Source organism: Paenibacillus sp. BR1-192 (assembly GCF_029542445.1).
Classification (GTDB): Bacteria; Bacillota; Bacilli; order Paenibacillales; family Paenibacillaceae; genus Paenibacillus_AQ; species Paenibacillus_AQ lautus_A.
On the sequence record NZ_CP120718.1, the window covers coordinates 6,803,636 to 6,826,216 of the forward strand.

At 54.7% G+C, this 22,581-nt stretch carries 21 protein-coding genes; 5 read left to right on the forward strand and 16 right to left on the reverse strand.

What is annotated here, in order from left to right; genetic code table 11:
- Window positions 1–55: 55 nt before the first annotated feature.
- Window positions 56–952 carry a LysR family transcriptional regulator gene (locus P0X86_RS31240; protein WP_192570319.1) on the reverse strand — a complete coding sequence of 299 codons (897 nt, stop codon included), beginning with the start codon at window positions 950–952 and terminating at the stop codon, window positions 56–58.
- Window positions 953–1,109: 157 nt separating this feature from the next.
- Here P0X86_RS31240 and P0X86_RS31245 point away from each other — a divergent pair, with 157 nt between their 5' ends.
- Both P0X86_RS31245 and P0X86_RS31250 read left to right on the forward strand, forming a co-directional pair.
- On the forward strand, window positions 1,110–2,153 hold the full coding sequence (locus P0X86_RS31245) for a YeiH family protein (protein ID WP_277747282.1): 1,044 nt from the start codon (window positions 1,110–1,112) through the stop codon (window positions 2,151–2,153).
- 293 nt (window positions 2,154–2,446) lie between these two features.
- Window positions 2,447–3,916 carry an alpha-amylase gene (locus P0X86_RS31250; RefSeq protein ID WP_277747283.1) on the forward strand — a complete coding sequence of 490 codons (1,470 nt, stop codon included), beginning with the start codon at window positions 2,447–2,449 and terminating at the stop codon, window positions 3,914–3,916.
- A gap of 134 nt (window positions 3,917–4,050) precedes the next feature.
- Here the strand turns inward: P0X86_RS31250 and P0X86_RS31255 are convergent, their stop codons facing one another.
- Both P0X86_RS31255 and P0X86_RS31260 read right to left on the reverse strand, forming a co-directional pair.
- Window positions 4,051–4,950 carry an ABC transporter permease subunit gene (locus P0X86_RS31255; protein ID WP_192570316.1) on the reverse strand — a complete coding sequence of 300 codons (900 nt, stop codon included), beginning with the start codon at window positions 4,948–4,950 and terminating at the stop codon, window positions 4,051–4,053.
- A gap of 19 nt (window positions 4,951–4,969) precedes the next feature.
- Window positions 4,970–5,878, reverse strand: a complete 909-nt coding sequence (locus P0X86_RS31260; protein WP_009593013.1) for an ABC transporter permease subunit — start codon at window positions 5,876–5,878, stop codon at window positions 4,970–4,972.
- A 264-nt stretch (window positions 5,879–6,142) separates the two neighbouring features.
- Between P0X86_RS31260 and P0X86_RS31265 the strand changes: the two genes are divergently transcribed.
- The gene (locus P0X86_RS31265; RefSeq protein WP_277747285.1) at window positions 6,143–6,619 is read left to right on the forward strand and encodes a glutathione peroxidase; all 477 of its coding nucleotides are present in this window, start codon (window positions 6,143–6,145) and stop codon (window positions 6,617–6,619) included.
- 180 nt (window positions 6,620–6,799) lie between these two features.
- Here the strand turns inward: P0X86_RS31265 and P0X86_RS31270 are convergent, their stop codons facing one another.
- On the reverse strand, window positions 6,800–8,776 hold the full coding sequence (locus P0X86_RS31270) for a glycoside hydrolase family 127 protein (protein ID WP_277747286.1): 1,977 nt from the start codon (window positions 8,774–8,776) through the stop codon (window positions 6,800–6,802).
- Window positions 8,777–8,915: 139 nt separating this feature from the next.
- On the opposite strand from P0X86_RS31270, the gene P0X86_RS31275 reads away from it, so the two are divergent.
- Window positions 8,916–9,740: a helix-turn-helix transcriptional regulator gene (locus P0X86_RS31275; protein WP_015737880.1), complete on the forward strand. Its 825-nt coding sequence runs from the start codon at window positions 8,916–8,918 to the stop codon at window positions 9,738–9,740.
- Between the two features lie 185 nt (window positions 9,741–9,925).
- Here the strand turns inward: P0X86_RS31275 and P0X86_RS31280 are convergent, their stop codons facing one another.
- The 4 genes from P0X86_RS31280 to P0X86_RS31295 all read right to left on the reverse strand — a co-directional run bounded on the left by P0X86_RS31280 (window position 9,926) and on the right by P0X86_RS31295 (window position 12,185).
- Entirely contained in the window at window positions 9,926–10,327 is a 402-nt protein-coding gene (locus P0X86_RS31280) for a VOC family protein (RefSeq protein ID WP_009593028.1), read from the reverse strand.
- 29 nt (window positions 10,328–10,356) lie between these two features.
- Window positions 10,357–10,854, reverse strand: a complete 498-nt coding sequence (locus P0X86_RS31285) for an SRPBCC family protein (protein WP_015737883.1) — start codon at window positions 10,852–10,854, stop codon at window positions 10,357–10,359.
- Window positions 10,855–10,952: 98 nt separating this feature from the next.
- Window positions 10,953–11,297 carry an ArsR/SmtB family transcription factor gene (locus P0X86_RS31290; RefSeq protein ID WP_015737884.1) on the reverse strand — a complete coding sequence of 115 codons (345 nt, stop codon included), beginning with the start codon at window positions 11,295–11,297 and terminating at the stop codon, window positions 10,953–10,955.
- Window positions 11,298–11,444: 147 nt separating this feature from the next.
- Window positions 11,445–12,185, reverse strand: a complete 741-nt coding sequence (locus P0X86_RS31295; RefSeq protein WP_192570312.1) for an HAD family hydrolase — start codon at window positions 12,183–12,185, stop codon at window positions 11,445–11,447.
- A gap of 219 nt (window positions 12,186–12,404) precedes the next feature.
- Between P0X86_RS31295 and P0X86_RS31300 the strand changes: the two genes are divergently transcribed.
- Window positions 12,405–13,286 (forward strand): class I SAM-dependent methyltransferase, encoded by an 882-nt coding sequence (locus tag P0X86_RS31300; RefSeq protein WP_213580730.1) that lies wholly within the window; start codon window positions 12,405–12,407, stop codon window positions 13,284–13,286.
- A 129-nt stretch (window positions 13,287–13,415) separates the two neighbouring features.
- Here P0X86_RS31300 and P0X86_RS31305 read toward each other — a convergent pair whose 3' ends face one another.
- From P0X86_RS31305 to P0X86_RS31340, 8 genes are all read right to left on the reverse strand, one after another.
- Window positions 13,416–14,450, reverse strand: coding sequence for a CdaR family transcriptional regulator (locus P0X86_RS31305; RefSeq protein ID WP_213580731.1), 1,035 nt, complete (start codon window positions 14,448–14,450; stop codon window positions 13,416–13,418).
- Between the two features lie 183 nt (window positions 14,451–14,633).
- Window positions 14,634–15,782, reverse strand: a complete 1,149-nt coding sequence (locus P0X86_RS31310) for a glycerate kinase family protein (protein WP_277747287.1) — start codon at window positions 15,780–15,782, stop codon at window positions 14,634–14,636.
- Between the two features lie 29 nt (window positions 15,783–15,811).
- Window positions 15,812–15,982: a hypothetical protein gene (locus P0X86_RS31315; protein ID WP_267132923.1), complete on the reverse strand. Its 171-nt coding sequence runs from the start codon at window positions 15,980–15,982 to the stop codon at window positions 15,812–15,814.
- Window positions 15,983–16,190: 208 nt separating this feature from the next.
- Window positions 16,191–17,729 carry a solute symporter family protein gene (locus tag P0X86_RS31320; protein ID WP_277747288.1) on the reverse strand — a complete coding sequence of 513 codons (1,539 nt, stop codon included), beginning with the start codon at window positions 17,727–17,729 and terminating at the stop codon, window positions 16,191–16,193.
- Window positions 17,730–17,865: 136 nt separating this feature from the next.
- Window positions 17,866–19,377, reverse strand: coding sequence for a solute symporter family protein (locus P0X86_RS31325; protein ID WP_009593011.1), 1,512 nt, complete (start codon window positions 19,375–19,377; stop codon window positions 17,866–17,868).
- 6 nt (window positions 19,378–19,383) lie between these two features.
- Complete coding sequence (locus P0X86_RS31330) at window positions 19,384–19,683, reverse strand: DUF485 domain-containing protein (RefSeq protein WP_009593006.1); 300 nt, start codon at window positions 19,681–19,683, stop codon at window positions 19,384–19,386.
- Window positions 19,684–19,878: 195 nt separating this feature from the next.
- The gene (locus tag P0X86_RS31335) at window positions 19,879–20,673 is read right to left on the reverse strand and encodes a LytR/AlgR family response regulator transcription factor (protein WP_081746233.1); all 795 of its coding nucleotides are present in this window, start codon (window positions 20,671–20,673) and stop codon (window positions 19,879–19,881) included.
- On the reverse strand, window positions 20,660–22,426 hold the full coding sequence (locus P0X86_RS31340) for a LytS/YhcK type 5TM receptor domain-containing protein (protein ID WP_277747289.1): 1,767 nt from the start codon (window positions 22,424–22,426) through the stop codon (window positions 20,660–20,662). The genes P0X86_RS31335 and P0X86_RS31340 overlap by 14 nt, the downstream gene beginning before the upstream one ends.
- Window positions 22,427–22,581: the final 155 nt, after the last annotated feature.

Genomic DNA, 22,581 nt, shown 5'->3' on the forward strand with positions numbered 1-22,581 from the left:
AAAACATCCCTAAGCGGGATGTCCTTGATACTCGATTCGAAATCGCCTTCTTCCCCTACACTTCCTTAGGAAATCCACGCTGTTGACGCAGAAGCTCCAGAAAGATCTCAACGGCCTTGGTGTGATAAGGCGTCTTCTGCGTAATCCATGAGAACTGGCGCGCCACCGGCTTGCCATCCGGTACCAGCATATGCAGCGTTCCGAGTCGAATCTCCTTGCGCACCGCCCACCTCGACAACAGCGTAACGCCAAGGCCTGCCTCCACGGATTCCTTGATCAACTGGGTGCTTCCGAACTCCACGATATGCTTAGGATGAACATGATACCGGGAGAACATCCGCTCCGTTGCCTCGCGGGTGCCCGAACCGGCTTCCCTGACAATCCAGGTCTCATCCGCCAGCTCGGACAGCGGCACCTCCTGCAGATGGTCGTACCGCCCGTCACGGGGGACCATCACCACCATTTCATCCTCCGCGAAAGCCTCGATATGCAGCTTCTCATCCTGATAGTCGCCCTCGACGATCCCGATATCCGCCTCATGTCGCAATATCATCTCCGCCACCTCCTTGGTGTTCCCGATCGTAATCGACGGGCGGATCAAGGGATAACGCTCCCTCATATAAGCGATCAAATGCGGCAGCATGTACTCCCCGAAGGTATAGCTGGAGCCGATGGACAGATGGCCGCTTGCCCGATGCATCAAATCGTCCACAAGGGCGTTCATGCGGGTGTACAGGCCCAAAATGTCCTTCGCATGATGGTATACGATCTCTCCCGCTTTCGTAAGCCGGACGTATTTATTGGTTCTCTCCAGCAGCTTGGTGCCAACGGAACGCTCCAGCGCCTGGATATACTGGCTTACCGCCGGCTGTGTCATAAGCAGTTCCTCGGCCGCGCGGGTAAAATTCCCCTTGTCTACGACGGCTACGAATACTTCCAGTGCTTGATCCACGCTTTTAGCCCCCTTCGCTCCAGATCCATATTTGGTTATTCGTTATACTACCATAATAAATTACTTATGATGATCATCATAATGATTTATTTTTCTTATTCTAAGCAATGGGATACGATGGGTTCAGACCAACCGAACGAATCGGAGGTTATGTCTTATGGCTGAACCCGCATATTCCAAATCTCAAGAGCACGTCCATCGTCTGGTTCGATGGACGCAGCATTCGCTGCCCGCCACTGCTGGCGGCGTAGCCTTTACCTTTGTCATCGCCCTTATCGGTTACGGATTAGCCAGCGTGCCGGGCCTTGGCTATCTTGGCCAGCTTGCCTGGGCAATTCTGATCGCCGCTGTATACCGGCAGCTCCGCGGTTACCCGGAGAGACTGCGCATCGGGATCCAATTCACGGCCAAGCGTCTGCTGCGCCTAGCGATCATTCTATACGGCTTAAAGCTGAATATCGGCGTCGTATTCCAGCAAGGCTTGGGTTTAATGCTGAGAGATATCATCAGCGTCGTGTTTGCGATCGGGCTTACACTGCTGATTGCCAAATGGCTGAAGGCCGATATGTCCCTGTCCCTTCTGCTCGGGATCGGAACAGGCGTATGCGGCGCGGCGGCCATCGCCGCCGTGTCCCCGATCGTGAAAGCCAAGGAAAAGGATACCGCGCTTGGAGCAGGGCTTATTGCCTTTCTCGGAACCATCGTCGCGATCGGTTATACCCTCGTCCAGCCGCTGCTTCCCTTATCGGATACCCAATACGGCATCTGGTCGGGCGTAAGTCTTCATGAGATCGCCCATGTGGCACTCGCAGCCGCTCCGGCAGGCGAAGATGCTCTTGCCATCAGCCTGCTTGCCAAGCTTGGCCGCGTATTTCTGCTCGTGCCGCTCAGCATCGTGCTAATGGTCTGGATGAAGCGGACCGGACGTTTGCAGAGCCAAACGCGGATGGAGTTTCCCTGGTTCCTGCTTGGCTTCATCGCAGCGAGCTTGCTGGGAAGCTGGGAATTTACCGGACAACCGATCATTCCCCTGCCGATCAAGGATACGATATCCCAGGCAGCCTCCTTCATCCTTGCCATGGCGATGGTGGGACTTGGCCTGAATGTCCACTTGAAGGACATACGCGGCGCCTGGCGGCCGCTGCTGGCCATGGCCATCACCACCGTGCTTCTGATCCTGCTGACTTATGCCATGGCATAAGCAATCAGGTGACGGCCCAGTGCACGAAACGAAAAGCCATTCCCTGCTCGCAGGGGATGGCTTTTCGGCGGTGAATGCCTCCAATCCCTTTCCATCCTCCGGGCTTTGGATTCAGACCGACTCCGGTTTTTGCAGCATGGCCAGCCCCGTCTTTTTCTTTCCATTTTAGGGTAAAACTAAAAGAGCGGGGTCTGCCCGATCCGGGGGGACGGTTTAGCTCCCCCGCTTTCTTGGGTATTTGAGCTTAGTATGCAGTCATCATGCAGAGCGATCAGGATAGAGGAGATGGAAGTATGCAGCGAAATCATACGATTATGCAATTCTTCGAATGGCATGTGGCAGCCGACGGCTCCCACTGGAAGCGGCTCAAGAACGCAGCGCCGGAGCTGAGCAAGGCAGGGATCGACGCGGTTTGGATTCCTCCGGTGACAAAGGCATCGTCCGCCGAGGACAATGGTTACGGCGTTTACGACCTGTATGATCTGGGAGAATTCGATCAGAAGGGAACGGTTCGCACGAAGTACGGAACCAAGCAGGAATTGACCGATGCCATCGCGGCCTGCCAGAAGAACGGGATCGCGGTTTATGTGGATCTGGTGATGAACCATAAGGCGGGCGCCGATGAGACCGAACGTTTCCGGGTGGTACAGGTCGACGAGATGGATCGGACCAAGGATATTTCGAAGCCGTTCGAGATCGAGGGATGGACCAAATTCACGTTCCCGGGCCGGGGGGACCAATACTCTGCCTTCCAATGGAACTTCACTCATTTCAACGGGACCGATTACGACGAAATCAACAAACGTTCCGGCATTTACCGCATCGTCGGCGAGAATAAATCGTGGAGCGACAAGGTGGACAATGAATTCGGCAATTACGACTACCTGATGTTTGCCAACATTGATTACAGCCATCCGGATGTGCGCAAGGAAATGATTGCATGGGGAAAATGGCTGGTGGATACGCTGCAATGCAGCGGATTCCGGCTGGATGCGATCAAGCACATCAATCATGACTTCATCAAAGAATTTGCGGCAGCCATGAAAAAAAAGCGCGGCGATGATTTTTACATCGTGGGGGAGTTCTGGAACCCCGAGCTTCAGGACTGCCGGAATTTCCTGGATACGGTGGATTATAAAATCGATCTGTTCGACGTGTCTCTTCACTATAAACTCCAAGCGGCTTCGAAAGCCGGCCGCTCCTTCGATCTGCGGACGATTTTCGACGATACGCTCGTGCAATCGCATCCGATGAATGCCGTCACGTTTGTGGACAATCACGACTCGCAGCCGCAGGAATCGCTGGAATCCTGGGTCGAGGATTGGTTCAAGCAGAGCGCTTATGCGTTGATCCTGCTGCGGAAGGACGGTTATCCTTCGGTCTTCTACGGCGATTATTACGGAATCGGCGGCGAGAACCCCATTCCCGGCAAACGGGAAGCGATTGATCCGCTGTTGTATGCCCGGGCGAATCGGGCGTACGGCGAGCAGGATGATTATTTTGACCACCCGAATACGATAGGCTGGGTCCGCCGCGGCATTCCGGAAATCGAATGTTCCGGCTGCGCGGTGGTCATCGCCAACGGCGAAGCCGGGGATAAGCGAATGTTTGTCGGCGAGCATCGCGCCGGAGAGGTATGGGTGGATCTGACCCGCACCCGGAAGGATCGCGTAACGATCGGCGAGGACGGCTTCGGCCTGTTCCCGGTGAACGGCGGCAGCGTGTCCGTCTGGGCTCACCCGGATATCCCCGTAGAAGCGTGACAAACCGCATTCAGCATGGACATAAAAAAGACCGGAAGAAATCGGCTTCGGCAGAAGCTTGCCTCCTTATGGGAAGCACCTGCATAAGCTTTCATTCTTCCGGTTTTTTTGCGTTAACAGCCAGAGCCCCTCAATCAGCCCTTAACCTGAAAACGGCGGCGCAAACCCTCGCCTAACAGGTTGAACGTGATGATCAGCAGCATCATGGCAAACGCCGGATAGACCACGAATTGGAACTTCCCAAGCCAGATGTCTGCCCGATGCTTGGACAGAATGGTCGCCCAGTTATAACCCGTCTCCACGAATTCCATGACGTAATAATTAACTTCCTTCCATTCATGACCAAGGAAGATGTTCACGATCGCAAGCTGGCCGAGCAGGAGCATGACCTTTCCCATATCCAAACAGAAGTTGACGATCACTTCGGGGAACATGACCGGGATATAGTAATTCTTCGTCAGCGTCCTCGTGCGAAGACCTAACGCGGTTCCGGCCTCCATATAAGGCTCGCTTGCCATCTTGTGGGCCTGCTGCTGAATCGTGATGGCCACCCGCCCGGCCTCGACGCTAGCCAGAATCAGAATGGCCCAGCCCATCCGCTGCTGGGAGAAGAGAAAGAACGGAAGCGCAAGCAGCAGCGCGGATGCGAAGACCGGCGGCAGATAGGAGCATAACTGGTTCCAAAAGGTGATGAACCGGTGGGTGAACCCCTTTTTCTTGCGGGCAATCAATCCCAGGGGCACCCCGATCGCATATCGGACAGCCGTAATCGCGAGCACCAGCAGGATCGTATCCTTGGCGGTCACAACCAGCTTGCTCAGGTTATCGACCCCTCGCTTGTCCGATCCAAGCCAATTCTTCGAGGAAGGCTTATAAGGCGGCAGGGTCAGCTTCTGCTTCCCGTCCTTCATGACCCATCTGGAGGGTTCCTTCTTCAAATCCTTATCAATGAAGGGCATGTAAGGCCCCGCCAGCATAACGAAAACAAAGAAAGCAAGCAAAATACTGCCTATCCATAAAGGGAAGTTCTTCAAGACGACTCACCTCGTATCTTTATCGTGGATCAAAGTACTTGCGTGCCGAATGACTGATCCATTGGACGATCATGAACAGCACCATAAAGGAAAATGCGATATAAATAATGACACCCGGTTCATAATTGCCGCCGGTGCCGCTGAACGTATTGAAATCCAGTGCCAGAAACAATCTCCACGCCGCCCCTGGATAGTTGCGGTAATATTCCACCACGAGCAGGTTGGATAAGATGAAGACAAGCAGGCCCGGAAGATGGGTCAGGATGGTCGCGATGCCGTTGCGCAGCATATGTTTGTAGACAACCTTCCGGTCGCTCAGACCTTTGGCTTTAGCCAGCAGTATGTACATCTTGCCTTCCTGTGCGAGCAGCGAGGCCGACGTGATTCGGGCAATGAAGAAAATCGGGTAAATCGAGACAAGCAGCGAAGGCAGCACGAAGGCCTCCCAACCATCAACCGCAAAATAACGGATAGCCGGAACATGCTTAATAAGCACCCACTGGGCGATCAGCATCAGGAAAAAATCCGGAATGGACTGGAACAGCCATGTCGTCCAGTGCCCCAGCGCGCTAAATTTGGTCTTGGACAATTTGTAGTCCAGGACTCCCTTCAGAATGCCGAACACGAATCCTATGAATAAAGCGGATACAATAACGAGCAGGCTTTTGCCGACGGCTCCGAAAGCGGCCGCTTCCGAAGACTGGCCGTTATATCGCGATTCCCCCAGCGTACCGTTCTGAATCGCCGCTGCAAAATAATCCCGGATATGCGTTACATATTCACCCAGATCAAAGGAATAATTTGTCACCCATAAATTGCTGTCCAGCGACAGATTCAGATCCCTTGGAACCAGGACGATGAGGACGATGAACATAAAAGCCAGCAGGCTGGTCACCGTCGTTTTGAGCATTTGCGTTTTTAATCTCATACCGTCCTCCCACACATGATTTCAGTAGTACCCCTCTTGGTTCATTCGATTAAGCACTTATTCTACTACTATCATACATCTCCTAAATAAGTCCAGATGAAAATACAAAATTTTACTTTTGATATTTCCGCATCAGGTATTGAAATTCATATATCCATGTACCCGCTCGCATAAACCCTGGATGTCGCCCTATCAAATTGCAATCCGCCGTAAAAGGATATACTCTGAACTTAATACATCTCATTGGAGGAGGTTTCTACGGCGATGTCGATCTATGAATATGAAGTAAAAACGATACGCGGCGAATCCCAAACGCTGGAATCTTATAAAGGCGACGTCATGCTGATCGTCAATACGGCGACCAAATGCGGCTTTGCCCCTCAATTCGACGGTCTGGAGAAGCTGCACCAAACCTACCGCGACCAAGGATTGGCCGTTCTCGGCTTCCCCAGCAGCCAATTCATGAATCAAGAGCTGGGGGAGGATGCCGCGATCGAAGAGGCCTGCAAGCTTAATCACGGCGTCACCTTCCCGCTGTTTTCCAAGATCGATGTGAACGGCACGAACGCTCATCCGCTTTACAAATATCTGACCAGCGAAGCCCCCGGCGCACTGGGCATCAAGGCGATCAAATGGAACTTCACCAAATTTCTGGTGGACCGCAGCGGCAAGGTGATCAAGCGCTTTGCACCGACGGACACTCCGGAGAAGATGGAAGAGGATATCAAGAAGCTGTTGTAAACCGATGCAGGACAGGATCCATCCTCCGTTTGCTTGTCACCTAAAAAAGGGCTTGCCCGAGGTCCATCGACCTTGGGCAAGCCCTTTATGTTATGATGCTTGGCATCGTCATGGTTATGGTACGCAGCATTTTCCGGCTGTGTTTCCAATCTCTATCCGGATAGGCCGTCTGTACGATCTTTATACCGTGCGCGGCAGCTCGCGCACCCAGACGGCCATTTCATTCTCGCCGCGGTTGCCCCATAAATAATAGGGAATAGCCTTTAATGATGCGGGAAGCATCTTTTTCGGAGAAGAACGATACAGCTGCTCATCGCCCCAATCGTCAGACTCTTCAAGCCACCCGGCTCCTTCAATGACAACCGCTCCGCCGAGAAGATTCGGATCAAATCGCGAACGAAGCTTCGGATCGCCCGCAAGCGATAGCGAGGATACAGGCACTCCATGATCGACGCTTTCCAGGCAGTATACGAGCGGCCCGCGCTGAATCGCGGCCTTGCCGGCATTCCCCCGTATATTCGGATTGGCTCTGACCTGATGGATCTCCATGGAGAATGCCAACTCCACGGTGTCTCCCGGCGCCCATACTCTCTTCACGCAGGCATAACCGTCTTGAGTAATATCCTCTACGTTCATTTCTTGCCCGTTCACGCGCAAGCCGGCTTTGCCGCGCGACCATTCCGGAATGCGAAGCGCCACCGTCCACTCGACAGCCTGCTCAGGCTGAAGCGTAAACGTAACGTCCCCGTCCCAAGGCAGCGCGCTGTTCTGCATTACCTTCACAGGCACGTCCCCGAACCGCACCTCCGCTTCGCCGCCGATGTACAGATGGGCATACAGCGTATCGTCATTCATCGTATACACGTATTCGCCCAGCGATGACAGAAGCCTTGCCACGTTCGGCGGGCAGCAGGCGCAGGCGAACCATCCCGGCCGAACCGGCTTCACATGAGCCTTGCCCGGATTATGGCGGCAGGCCGCAGGCCATACCTCAAGCGGGTTTACATAGAAGAAATGCCGCCCGTCCCGAGCCATGCTGCCAATGACCGTGTTAAACAGCGCGCGCTCCATCACGTCCGCATACTCGGATTTAGGTGCCAGCTGGAGCATACGTTGGGCAAAAAAGATCAAGCCGATGGATGCACAGGTCTCGGAATACACGGTATCATTCGGCAGATCGTAATCCGTCGTAAACGCCTCGCCGTGATGAGTGGAGCCGATCCCTCCGGTAATGTACATCTGTTTATGGACCATGTTCCGCCACAAGGCATCGCAAGCCTCAAGCAGAGCCGGGTCCTTCGTTCTGGCGGCCAGATCCGCCATCGCCGTGTACATATATACGGCCCGGACCGAGTGCCCGACGGCCTCCGTCTGCTCCCTAACAGGCAGATGGCTCTGATGATAAGCCAAATGCGGGGCGTGCAGCACCGAGCGATAGAAGGATTTCTTCCCGCGCTGTTCCCACTCCTGAAGGAAGAAGTGGGGTTCCGTCCCGCGCTCATCGATGAAATATTGGCTCAGGCTCAAATATCTCGGCTCTTGAGTCACCTCATACAATTTCACCAGGGCCAGCTCAATCTCCTGGTGGCCGTCAAACCCATGGATTTTCCCATCCTCGGGTCCAAAAACGCTATCGATATGATCCGCCAAGCGGCATACCACATCCAGTAGTTTCCGCTTTCCCGTCGCCCTGTAGTGAGCAACTCCGGCTTCGATCATATGACCGGCGCAGTACAGCTCATGGCAGTCCGTCAAATTGTTCCAGCGTTTCTCCGGCTCCTTCACCGTAAAATACGTATTCAGATAGCCATCCGGCTGCTGGGCGTCGGCAACCAGATCAATCAGTTCATCCACCTGTTCTTCCAGCTTCGGATCCCGATGAGTGGCCAGCGAATAAGCCGCAGCCTCAAGCCATTTGGCGACATCGCTGTCCTGAAACACCATGCCCCCGTATTCACCCTCGTCCCTGCCGGCAGCGATGCGAAAATTGGATACGCCATGGCTCGGCTCAATGCCCGGAATTCGATCATGGAGGGCCTCGTATTGGTAGGGAATCACCACTTCCCTTACCAGTTCTATGTAACTCGACCAGAAGGGGTCGGTCAGTTTCACTTGCTTAAGAGGCACGGCAGCTGAACGCGTAGTAAGAGTCATCATCTCGGATATACACTCCTTTTGGGGTTCGAATAGGATAAAGCCTCGACACTTCCCATTCTACGATCTATGATAGGATGAAAACGATAACAGAATCGACCTAATTTCTTATACGATTTCACACTTCCTTGGAGGTGTTACCATGTCGGAACAAAGCGTGCTTTCCTTCACCTCTCTGCCGCTGCCCTACTTCCTTGAATCCGGTAAAACGCACTACATGCCGGGCGAATCGCATCCGAACCGGAGAAACCTTGGCGTCTTCGACCTCATCCTCGTTCAACGCGGTTGCTTGTTTCTGGGCGAGGAGAACCTGCAGTGGGCACTACGTGCCGGGGATATGGCCGTATTGATGCCGGACGCGCACCACTACGCTGTGCAAGAGTGCCGGGAGGAAACCTCCTTTTATTGGCTGCATTTTCAATCGGCGGCAACGAGCACAACCGATCATGCGTCGATCTCACACAATATCAAGCTGCCCAGGCAAGGCCATATCCCTTATCCGGAGCAAGCCTATCAGCTGTTCGATTCCTTGCACCTTCAGGCTACGGAGCCGAGATCTACGGCGTTTTGGCGCGAACAGACCCTGTTTATCGAGCTGCTGGAGCTGCTGGATCCGTCGCGGTCCGATCAGGAGCAATCGCGGGTGCGCAAAGTCGCGGAGCAGGTGGAATCCTATATCAAAATGCATTACCGCGAGCCCATCAGCAACGCACGTTTATCGTCTGACCTGCATTTCCACTACAATTACCTGACGCGCTGCATGAAGGCCTCGCACGGCTTGACGCCAACGGAATACCTGCTGCAGTACCGCCTGGACCAGGCGAAGCGGCTGCTACTGACTACCCAGTGGTCCATGGCCCGGATCGCGGAGCATGTGGGATTTCAATACCCGCCCTATTTCTCCCGCCGCTTCTCCGCCCGTTTCGGCCTGTCGCCGCTGCAATTCCGAAAGCAGTACACGGAATAAGCAGCATAAGCAGCGGCATGGGATTTGCGGCTGCGCATTGCTATATTCTTCCGTTGGGCATGCGGTGAGGGACAGCACGGCTCTTGATCGAGAGCATCAAGCTGCGCAATGCCTTCCTTGCAGCGCAGCGCAAAAAGGGACAGGCCCCTTCCGGGCCCGTCCCTAGATTAATCAACTGCTCAAGGCTACGCTTCGCTTGGCAGATTAAGCTGCCAGGATACGCCGAACTTGTCCGCGATCCAGCCGAACTTTTGGCTGAATCCATAGTTATCCAGCGGCATCATCGCACCTCCGCCATCGATCAAAGCACCGTATACCTTCTCGATCTCGGCTTCGGACTCGCAAGTCAGATAGATGGAGAAGGAAGGCGTGAACGTAAACTCATGCTTCACGTTGCTGTCGATGCACATGAACGTTTGTCCCTTCAACGAAAAGGCCGCATGCATGACGCTTCCCTCGGCTCCCGGCTGATTGGGTCCATAACGGGTAATGCTGATGATTTCGGAATCCTCAATAATGGAAATGTAATGGTTCATAGCTTCTTCCGCGTTGCCCTGAAACATTAAAAACGGGGTCACACTCTTCATCGATAACACACGCTCCCTTATTCATCGGTTTAAGATGGGTAGTTTATCGTTCCTGTCTCTAACAGCTGCTTCAGCCCCTCAAACATATAACCCCAGCCATGCTCGGTTTGGTCATGGTATTCGGTCAGCGCTTTTTCAATATCCTCTGCGGTCCAGTCTTCCTCATGAGGGACAACGATCTCCTGGGAGAACGTCATTTCGCATCCCGCGTCTACGGCTTTGAACTCCACCGTAATGCGGTCCACGGTGTCGCTGAACTGGGGCATCTTGAAGGTGAGCACCAGCTTGCGCGGCCGGTCTATGACCAGATACTCTCCAATGGCCCGGTACTCCTTGCCTTCCCTCACGTCAACAATCTCCCAGCTTCCGCCCACGCGCGGATCGTTGCGGGCGATTTTGTTCGTTGTTTCCATCGTAAACAACCATTTCCTCATCATGTCGGGATTTAACCAGGCATCAAATACTCTTTCCGGCGCTGCCTCAAATTGGCGTTTCATGATCAGCGTGGTAGTGGAGGCGTTATCCAATGTTAATCATCCTTCTCTTATCAAAAGTGGTAATGCGTCTATTTCCCTACGTTACTCATCGTTGTCCAGGATGTTCAGCGGTATTCCTAAGGATTCTTCTAGTGCTCCTCCCTCTTCGCTTTGTTCAGCTCGCGTTCAAGTGCATCAAATTGCCGATTCCAGAATCGTTCGTAGAATTGCAGCCATTCCATCGCTCTTGACATGACGTTCGGATTCAGACGACAGGTATGCGTCCGTCCATGGATGGAACGTTCGAGCAGGCCGGAGCGCTCCAGTACCTTGATATGCTTGGAGGCTGCCGCAAGCGACATGTCAAACGGTTCAGCCAGCTCAGATACCGTCCGTTCCTGCGATGCGATCATGCGCACCATCTCTCTTCGGGTCGGGTCAGCCAGAGCATGGAAGATGTGATCCAGTTGTTCTTCATTATTTTGTTCAACCATATGGTTAACTATAATGGGCGAATTACATAAAGTCAACCATTCGGTTGAATATAGAACAAAAAAAGCCAAGCCCTTCGTTTAAAGAGCCTGACCATAGCCTTTCGAACAATGCGGCAGCAGCGCGGATCAGGGGGACCGCCCATTTTGTTATCCGATAATCTCTTCCAGCAGCCGCTCGAGCTCTTCGTAACTCGCAACGGTATGCTGCGGTCGATGCTCCGATTCCGGCCCGACGCTCCGGTGATTGAACCAAATTACATGCCAGCCCGCAGCCAGGGCTCCGACCACGTCATTGCGCCATGAGTCCCCGACGTAATAAGAGTTCTCCGGCTTCGTCCCGGTCTGCCTGTTCACATGGTGGAAGATCCGCGGATCGGGCTTGTCCCAGCCGACGGCACCGGATACGAATAGCCGATCCTCCGGTATCAGGCCGCCCAGCTTCATCGCCGCGATTTTGTTCATCTGGTGTTCGGTCGGTCCATTGGTAATCAGGCCTACGACATGCCCGGCATCCGCCAGTTTCATCAGAAGCTCCCGGGCGCCCTCAAACATCGTGATGTTATACTGCAGGTCCAGATACGTCTGCTGTACCGCTTCGGCCTCCTCAAGAGTCAGTCGCACGCCGAATTCGGCCAACGCTAACTGAAACCGGCGTCTGCGCATATCCTCGACCGCATCCCCGTAAGCTGCCGTTCCGGCTCCTCCCAGCTCGACGGACAGCTTGTCGCTGTAATAGCGCATCCGATGGTAGGCGGCTTCATAAGGAAACGCCTCATCGGGATTGGCAATCTCCTGCACGGCCTCGCGAAAAGGCGCCAGATGGTCATACAATGTATCGTCCACATCGAAGAAGATCCCCTTCGTTGCTGTTGGTGTCTTCATGTTCATCCCTCTTCCTCATTCGATTCCTCTATTGTACCCGCATCGGCACTACCCGGGTCAAGCCCGTCTGTTAATAAGTTCCTTTCCTATGATATGATGGCATTACAGCGGCAGAAAACGGCGATTGGAGCCTTCGTCCATAATTGCGCAAGCCAAGAAAGCACCTTTTGTTATGCCTTATGCCTAATGCCTGATTCATGTACCCGGATAAGGAGATGAGTAACGATGACCAAGGATATGACCGAAGTGTGGAGCAAGGATTTTGTTCCCGAGGGAAACCGTGCCAGCAACGTGGATCGTTTTACCGGCTTTGAGGATACCTACGACCAGCATCGCCCCGAAGCCCCCCAGGAGGTTGTCGCCCTGCTGACAGGCTATTTGGAACGCAAGCCCTCTGTCGTCGTCGACTTGGGATGCGGAACGGGGCTTTCCTCCTTTGCATGGAAAGACGCGGCGGATCAAGTCATCGGGGTTGAGCCGAATGATGATATGCGCGGCAAAGCCGTCGCCAAATTGCAAACGCTGGAACAGGAAGCACGCAGCAGCGGCACGGATATCGCCGACATCAAGTTCGTCTCCGGCTATTCCAACCAATTGGCGCTGAAGGATCAGTCCGCCGACATCATCACCTGTTCCCAATCCTTTCACTGGATGGACCCGGCCAGCACATTGAAGGAGGTTTCCCGCGTTCTGCGTGACGAAGGGATATTCGCGGTATATGATTGCGATTGGCCGCCGAGCCTGACCTGGAAGGTGGAGCAAGCCTACCATGGGCTGATTGAACGGGCAGAGGCCATCATCGACGACCATGTGGAGCCTCAGGAGCAGGCCTATAAAGGAAATAAGAACGAGCATCTGAAGCATATCCGGGAAAGCGGACTGTTCCGGTTCTCCAAAGAGATCGTGTTCCACCATATGGAGCCGTTCACCGCCGACCGGTATACCGGCCTTGCCGTCAGCCAAGGCGGCATCCAGACCGTATTCAAGCTGAAACCAAACGAATTGAACGACAACATCGCGCAGTTCCATGCGCTGGTCGAGGAGCATTTCCAGGGGCGGACGCTTCCCGTGATGCTCAGCTACCGCATGCGGCTTGGCATTAAATAAACAGAAGGGGCAGCCCAAGGTCTCTCGACGCTTGGAACTGCCCTTTTGAACGTGAAGAACGAAGAATGCGGGGTGGTAATCATCCACAAAAGATTATGGAGATAAAAGCCGCCCATGCTTGAGCGGCCATCACCTTCTCCACATCAACCCGCACAGCAATTCAAACAGATCCAGCACATGGCGCGGATTTTTGCCAGTCAGCTGCTTGATCCGGTTTAAGCGGTAGTTCAAGGTGTTCCGGTGAATGTTGAGTCTTTTGACCGTGCTGTTATGATCACCGTTCTCGGCAATGTAGACCTGAAGCGTCTCTATCAGATCCAGCTTGTCTCCGCCCTGCTCCAGCAACGGATACAGCGAGGCATGAGCATCATCCGAAGTATGGGACAGTCCGATCAGAAACCTTAAATCCTTATAAAAATTCACCTTGCGATGGGGATCGATGTTCATTCCCAGCTCCAGAGCGGATACCGCCTGCTCCAGCGAGGTAGAAGCGAGCTCCTCCTGCTCCCCGATCCCCATGCGAAGGACTTCGTCCAGGTCGATCAGCCTGTCCAGAAGACTCCCGAATCTTAAGACATCCGTCACGAAAAATACGGTTTTGTCATTCTCCAAGTTCCAGCTTTGGGGGTACGCTTGCTGCAAATGGCGGAACGCCTTCTCGCCCATCGAGCTCTGCACTAACAGCACCCGGCATTTGCGCGTCAGGTCAAGCCCATAGGCCTCAGCACGCTCCATAAAAGGCTCATCATAAGGAACCTTGCGATAGGATAGCTCATGATAGAACTTCTCCCGGTTTTGACGTTGGTTTAACATCGCCTTGTTCTGACGCTCCTGCTCGATCAATAACACAACGGTCACCTGGAGCAAATTGCTGAGCGGTCTCACCTCATCCGGATGACCTGTAATACCAACAACGCCGATCACCTCATCATCCACCACAATGGGTTCGTTCACACCGGGCTTCATGCCCCCGCCGGCTTCATAAACCTCATAGATCCGTCCGGTTTGTATGGCTTTCTGTGCACCTGTGTGCAGCGTGCCGATCCGCGCGGGGTCCCCGCTGCCCATAATGATTCCGTTCTCATCCATCACGTTAATGTTGTAAGGAATGACGCGCATCATTTCTCTTGCGATATTTTCCGCCAAAGGTCGTGATAGTTTCATGCATGATGCCCCCCTAACATGCCTGTCATGTGTTACCAATATGATGACATTGTAGACTCCATAGGAAAAAAATCTTTTCCTAGTGTGCATATCCGGCTGCCGATCCATATCCCGCCCGCAGAGAAAAAAAGAAGCCGCCCCCGGCAGGTCAGCTCCCTTGCATCCTCTTTAAGAAGGGTATGATTACTTGTTCAAAGAAGCCATGAGACGGACGATATTCTCGGATGTTCTCTCCACGTTCTGCACGCCGTTCGCCAGCGCCTCCGACAGCGTGGCAGCACCCGGCATGATGCCGAAAATCGCGTCCATCCCTTGATCATACAGCACATCGATCCCGTCACCAACCCGGCCGGCCAGAGCAACGACAGGCTTGCCATGCTTCTTTGCCACTCTCGCGACACCGAGCGGAGTTTTGCCATACTGCGTCTGGAAGTCCATCCCGCCTTCGCCGGTCCATACCATATCCGCCTGGCGCACTTTCTCTTCAAGTCCCGTATAGTCAACGACCATATCGATCCCTTTCTTCAGCGTCCCGTTCAGGAAGACCATCAGCCCGCCGCCAAGACCACCGGCCGCGCCGGCGCCTGGATAGTCTATGATATCCTTGCCCAGCTGCTGCTTCATTACCCCGGCGTAATGCCGGAGATTTCTGTCCAGCTGCTCGATCATCTCCGGCGTAGCGCCCTTCTGCGGTCCGAATACATGAGAGGCTCCCGTTTCGCCGCAGAGCGGGTTGGTCACGTCGCAGGCCACTTCGACCTCGACATCCTGAAGCCGCGGATCAAAGCCGCTTAAGTCCAAGCGCGCAAGACGACCCAGCTCCCCTCCGCCAAAAGCAAGCTCCTTCCCTTCCGCATCCAGCAGCTTGCCGCCGAGCGCCTGAACCACCCCGGCACCGCCGTCATTCGTCGCGCTGCCGCCGATCCCGATCAGCAGCCGGCTTACGCCGTGGTCAAGGCAAGCCTTGATCAGCTCGCCCGTCCCGTAGGTGGTGGTCACCAGCGGATTCCGCTGTGCGATCGGGACCAGATGAATTCCGCTGGCGCCGGCCATTTCCAGTACCCCGGTGCTGCCATCGCCTGAAATGCCGTAGGATGCCTCCACCTGATCGCCCAACGGACCCGTCACGGTGACGGTATGGACCGTACCGCCCGTAGCATCCACAAGGGATTGCATCGTACCTTCACCGCCGTCAGCCATGGGCACATGGATACACGTCACATTCGGGTTTCCCTTCTTGATGCCGCGTTCCATCGCTTCGCAGACTTCCTTTGCGGTCATGCTCTCTTTAAATGAATCGGGCGCGAGTACAATAACATAATCCTGCTTCATGGTTATCCCCTGCCTATCCTTAATATATTTCACTCCACAGTACGATCTCTTAAAAGATCAATGGTAGCTCCGCCCAGCAGGCCTCCAATGACAGCGCCTCCAAACAAGGCATAGACCGGGTTCACCTTTCTAAAAATCAAGACAATGGCGATAATCAGTCCGGCAACGGCTCCGCCCCAATGTATAACTGTCCCATCCATGTTGTGAATGCCTCCTTAAGCAATAAAGCTTGTGAACAATGATGTAATCATGCCTTATGAAACTATGATTGCGCTTACAGGATACAGTATAACCGGAATGTCGCGTTCAATCCTATTGACGCCATAACGGTATTTATTGTGCACATGCACAATGAACGGTACAGGGAAACGATTGTGGCCCAAACTAAAATTCATATGTAATTAGCAGTTATCCCAATTCGCGGGAACGGTTTTCACCCGGCGCGACATGGGCAACGGCCTGCATATGCTCGAAATGGCCGCTCGAACCCCGTTTACGCGATAGCAGGGTGCCGACGATGCCGCCGGCGAACCCGATCGGAATGGAGACGATGCCCGGATGCTTAAGCGGGAAGATCGCTTCCGCCCGAATCCAGCCTGCCACTGGGTCCATTACATTGGGCCCGACAGCCATGAGCAGCAAAGAAGACGAGAGGCCGGCCGTAATGCTCGATATGGCGCCTTGCGTATTAAATTTCCGCCAAAATAGCGTGAACAGCAGCACCGGCAGGTTAGCCGAGGCGGCAACCGCGAAAGCAAACGACACGAGGAACGCCACGTTCAGCGTCTGTGCCCCGAGCGCAAGCACGATCGAAGCCGCGCCAACGACGATGGCCGAAAGCTTGGCCACCCTCATCTGCTGCGCCTCGGTCGCCCGTCCGCTGCGGAAGATGCTGCTGTAGACGTCATGGGCAAACGCCGAGGAGGCCGTGAGCACAAGCCCGGAGATCACGGCCAGTATCGTTGCGAAGCCAACGGCGGATACAAAGGCCATTAAGAATTCGCCGCCCAGCTCGCTTGCGAGCAGCGGGGCCGCCAGCTCCACCCGATCGGACAATATGGACCAATCTACGAAGGCAGCCGCTCCAAAGCCAAGAAAAATCGTCATGGCGTAAAAGACGCCGATTGTAAACGTCGCCGTTCTGACCGAAGCACGGACCGTACGCGGGTCCCTAACCGTGTAAAAGCGCGCAATAATATGCGGCAGTCCCGCTGTCCCTAACACCAGCGCCATATTAAACGACAGCATGTCCAGCGGGTGGTCAAACATGTTGCCCGCCATCAGAAAACGCTCCTGTAATGGGGTCGCCCTCTTCATGGATTCGAATAAACCGAGCAGATCCCAATCGAACCTTGCCAGCACGATGAGGCTCACGATAAAGGTGCTGCTCACCAACAAAATGGATTTGACGATCTGCACCCAGGAAGTCGCGAGCATGCCGCCAAACGTGACGTAGACGGTCATTAAGCCGCCGACCAGCACGATGGCGAGCGACGTCTCCAGCCCGAACAGCAAATGGACGAGCCACCCGGCGCCGACGAGCTGGGCGATCATATAGAAGACGGTGATCATCATGTTATTGACGGCGATGCATCCGCGCAGCCGTTTCTCGCCGAACCGGACCGCCACCGCATCCGCCATCGTATACCTGCCCAGGTTATGAAGGGGCTCGGCTATGATGTACTGCACGATCACATAGGAGGCAAGGAAGCCGATCGAATAGAAAAAGCCGTCGAAGCCGTACACCGCAATGGAGCCCGCGATGCCAAGGAAGGACGCCGCGCTCATATAGTCGCCGGAAATGGCTAGGCCGTTCTGCAGCCCGCTGAGACGGTTGCCTGCGGCATAGAAATCGTTCGTGCTCGTTGTCCGCCTGGCGGCATAATACGTAATCATTAACGTGCCGACCACAATCGCCAGAAAAAAAACGATGCCGGATATGTTCACTTGCCTGCCTCCTTCCGCCATGGCCCCAAAATGTTATTGCTTTTTATTTTACGATAGAATGGCAAAAAAAGGGCGACTCCCTTCGCTGTTAACCAGCGGAGTTCACCCTTTTTTTCATAAGAAACCGTTGTTGGGTTTACGCGCCCGTATTCGCTTTGACCAGCACTTCGGCATACTTCGCCTCATCCTTGGAAGAGGAGAGCAGCGTGCCGACATAGGCTGCCAGGAAACCAAGCGGAATGGAGACGATGCCCGGGTTGCTCATCGGGAAGATCGGATCGCCTACCAAAATCGCTTTGCCGGCCGGATCCCATATATTCGGGCTAAGGGCCACGAGAATCACCGTGCTGATCAAACCCGTCAGCATCCCTGTGACCGCGCCCGTCGTATTAAATCTCTTCCAGAACACGGTGAACAGAATGACCGGCAAATTCGCGCTGGCTGCAACGGCGAAGGCCAACGAGACCAGAAACGCCACGTTCATCTTCTGCGCGAACAACGCTAGCAGGATCGAGACGACGGATACGCCGATCGAAGCGTACCGTGCCATCTTCAGCTGCTCCTTCTCGGACGATTCGCCGCGGCGCACGATTTGGCCGTAGAAATCATGGGCGAAGGCCGATGCGGCGGACAGCACAAGCCCCGTCACCACCGCGAGGATCGTCGCGAAAGCAACCGCCGAGATGAGCGCGAACAGGAAGTCGCCGCCGATCGCTTTGGCCAAGAGCGGCGCTGCCATGTTGCCCGCTTTATCGACCTCGGTAATATCGGCCGCGCCTACGAAGGCGGCTGCCCCGAATCCGAGAAAGATCGTCATCACATAGAAGATGCCGATAATCCAGGTGGCGTACACCACGGAGCTGCGCGCCGTCTTCGCGTCCTTAACGGTAAAGAAGCGGGTCAAAATATGCGGCAGACCTGCCGTGCCGAGTACCAGGGCAAGGTTGAGGGACAGCGTCTCGAGCGGGATTTTGTATTTATTCCCCGGGTTCAGGAAGGCCTCCTGCAGCGGGGTGGCCGTCTTCATATGGTGGAACATCTGGGTCAGGCTGAAATCGAATTTGGCGAATACGATCAGCGAGATGATGAACGTGCCGGCCATGAGCAGCACGGCTTTCGAGATTTGAACCCAGCTTGTCGCATGCATGCCCCCGAAAACAACGTAGATGGTCATGAGCACGCCCACAATCAATACGGACGTGACATAGTCCAAGCCTAACAACAGCTTAATCAGCGCGCCCGCTCCAACCAGCTGCGCAATCATGTAGAAGATGGAGATGGAAATCGTGTTCAATGCTGCCACGCCCCGCACCTTCTTGTCGGAGAAACGGGCGGCAATCATGTCCGCCACCGTATACTTGCCGAGGTTCCGCAGCGGCTCGGCGACAAGGTACAGCACCACCAGGTAAGCCACGAGGAAGCCGATGCTGTAGAAGAAGCCGTCAAAGCCGACTAACGCGATCGAGCCTGCGATCCCGAGGAAGGAGGCTGCAGACATATAGTCGCCGGCAATGGCTGTCCCGTTCTGCCAGCCCTTGAGTCCTCCGCCTGCCGTATAGAAATCGCTCGTGTTGGTCGTTTTCTTGGCAGCGTAATACGTAATGATCAGCGTAAGCAGTACAATTCCGCAAAACAACGCAATAGCCATAGTCGATTACGCCCCCATATCCTTTTTGATATCGTCTACCATTCGGTCAAACTGGGCCGCCTTGCGGGAGTAGAGAATGCACAGAACCCATGTCATGACGAATTGGGCGAAGGCAAATACCCATGCCCACGTGATCGGGCCGATCGCCGGGTGATTCAACACGTCGGTGTACGAAGTAAGGATCGGCAGCGCAAAATAAAACAGAAGAAAAAAGACGGTCATCGGAATAATGAACCGTTTCTTGCGGGAGAGCAGCGTTTTGAATTTTTCGGAATGCCATACTTCGGTATAGCTTTTTTCTTCCATTGCCTTTCCCTCCATTAACGATCAGGATCTATTGCGTCTTTCATCAATGAAAGCGCTTTAGAATGATTATATACGGGAGGATTGCCATCGACCACAGCTCCTGCGCGAAACGTCCGACAGGGTGCGCGAAAGGGCGGATATGCCGCCCGAACCGGGAGGCAACCGCCATACTCGAGCGTCTTTCTTTGTCCTTTTTCAAGCCTCCCTGAGCAACCGGAACAAATCCCGTGCAGCCTCCCGGGACAAGGGAATCATCGACCGCTGCTCATCCTTCAGCACGATGTTGTAAGCCCCGTTCTGCCAAGGGGAGAGCTCCGCGATCCAGTTCACGTTAACCAGATAACTGCGATGAGGGCGAAAGAAGGAGTAACCCGCAAGCTTCTCCTCCAGCTCCTGCAGGGTGCTTTTGCTCGTAATCCGCTGGCCTTCCGCCGTCCATACGCGAATGACACGTTCCTCGCGCACCGCGTACAGGATCGCCTCGGGATCAACCAGCACATGTTTATCCCCGTCGTCGAACAGAAGTTTGCCGCGCATGCTGCGGGCGGCAGCCTCCGTGGATGGATAGGGAGCAGCCTGAATAGCATCGTGAGCCTCCTGTTTCGGGAAGGCATTCCCTTCCTGAATCCTGCTTCGAATTCGCTGCAGGGTTTCTTTCAACCGCATATGGCTGTAAGGCTTCAGCAGGTAATCGATCGCGTTCAGGCCAAACGCTTCAACGGCATACTCGTCGTAGGCCGTCGTAAACACAATCAAGGGCGAGATCGGGGAGGCCTTCAGCATGCGCGCCGCCTGCAACCCTTCCAGCTCCGGCATATGAACGTCGAGAAAGACGACATCCGGCTGCCGCAAGGGGACAAGCTCCAGCAGCTCACGTCCGTTCGCGGCATGCGGAAGCAGCTCGATATCGGGCTCCTGTTCCAGCAAATAAGCCAGCTCCTCCCTTGCCAATCGTTCGTCTTCCGCTATCATCGTTTTAATTCGCTTCACGGTACCGGCTCCCTTCCGACAAGCTGCAGGGGATGCTGAAGGATATGCTGCAGCCGCCCTCTGCCAGATTCTCCACGATAAGTCTGGCCTCTTTGCCAAACATGCTGATTAAACGCTGATTGATATTGTAAATGCCGTTTCCCGTACCCTCGCTGCCGATGATCGGTTGATCGCCTAAGCTGTCCAGCACTTCCGGCGAAATGCCGATCCCGTTGTCCCGCAGTTGAACAACCGCCATATCACCGGCCCGGCTTAGGCTCAGCCGAATGATGCCTCCGCTCGCTTTGTCGCGCAGGCCGTGCTTAATGCTGTTCTCCACCAGCATTTGCAGCGTTGCCGGCGGAATCATAAGCTCGCCAAGCGCGGGATCGAGCTGGCACTCAAACGAGAACTGATCCTCGAACCGGATCTGTATAATGTCCAGATAGGCATTCAACAGCTCCATCTCCTCGCGAATGGTCGTTCTGCGGGACGCCATGACCTTGACGTTCAGGCGCATGAACGCCCCCAGCTGCATCGTGGCATGTCGTGCCAGCAGCGGATCGGTGCGAATCAACGAATGAATCGCGTTGAGGGTATTGAATAGAAAGTGCGGATTGATCTGCGCCTGCAGCAGCTTGAGTTCCGCCTCTTTCATTAAATGGCTCATCTTCTCGTGTGCGGTGGCCCCGAGCTGATAGGAAATCAGCTGTCCCAGCCCCTGGGCCATCACCAGCTCGACGCGCCGGATATCCTCCGGCCGCTTGAAGTAGAATTGAATGACGCCCACGACCTGGCCCGCCTCTATGATCGGGACAAGGATGGCGGCGCCGAGCGCCGGATGCCGGGGCTGAATCTCTTCCGCATTCTCGATGATCCGAAGCTCGCCGGTCGCGATGACGCTCTTGGTCAAGTCCGATTGGATCTCTTCTCCGGGATCAAGGATACGGCTTGCTGTGCCGGCATGGGCCAGGAACCGCTCCGTATCGGTAATGGCGACGGCCGCTGTTTTCAGCTCTCGCAGCAGCAAGGCCGCCACAGCCTGAGCCGTACGGTACGTCAGTCCCTGCTTCAGATGCGGGAGCGCCGATTCGGCGATATGGAATGCCTTCTCCGTCTCATACGCGGCTGCACGTTCCTCCTCGGTGAGCGCGACCCGCAGCATCGTCGTAAAGATTGCAATGGAGATGCTGTTCGTCAGCACCATCGGCAGGCCGATCAGGTTGACCAGTTCCACTGCACGATCCGGCTCATCCGCACAGATCAAAATCATCCCCATGAGCAGGATCGGAGCGAACATGCCGACGAATAACGCTTTCGCCGGCGAGATGACCCGCTCCTGCGAGAAGAATCGGGCCACGCCTCCCGCCAGCGCTCCCGTTAACGGCACGGCGATTGCGCCTGCCAGCCCTGTGGCACCGCCGATATACAGGAGGTGGGCTCCTGCCAGAAGCCCGCCCCCGATGCCAACGCGGGGACCGCCAATCAGTCCGCCGATCACCACCCCGACCAGGGCGGAGTGGGCCAGGGCCTGCTCTCCGGTCAGCCGCATCAGCCAGAAGGAGGAACTGGACTCGCCGTTCTCCACGACAACGCCCGCATAGGTCCCGAGGATGCCGAAGAGCCCGAACAGGCCGGAATAGATGAACATCCGCATGCCGGACATCTCTTTGCGGTCCAGCAATTGGCGGAACAGCGGAATTCTCGTCAGTATAAAAGTCAGGATGAGCAGCATGCCCATCCGTTCGAACAAATGCAGCGTCAGCTCCTGCATGGACATCCCTCTTTTTTTTGATGGACTTCGAATCGAATCGAATCTTCATCTGACGTTCGGTAACGCTGTAGATACGGGAAGAACACCTTTGAATACGGTTTCATTTTTGCAAGAAAGATTATATAGCATGTCGAGGATTTGGACAATAAAAAGGC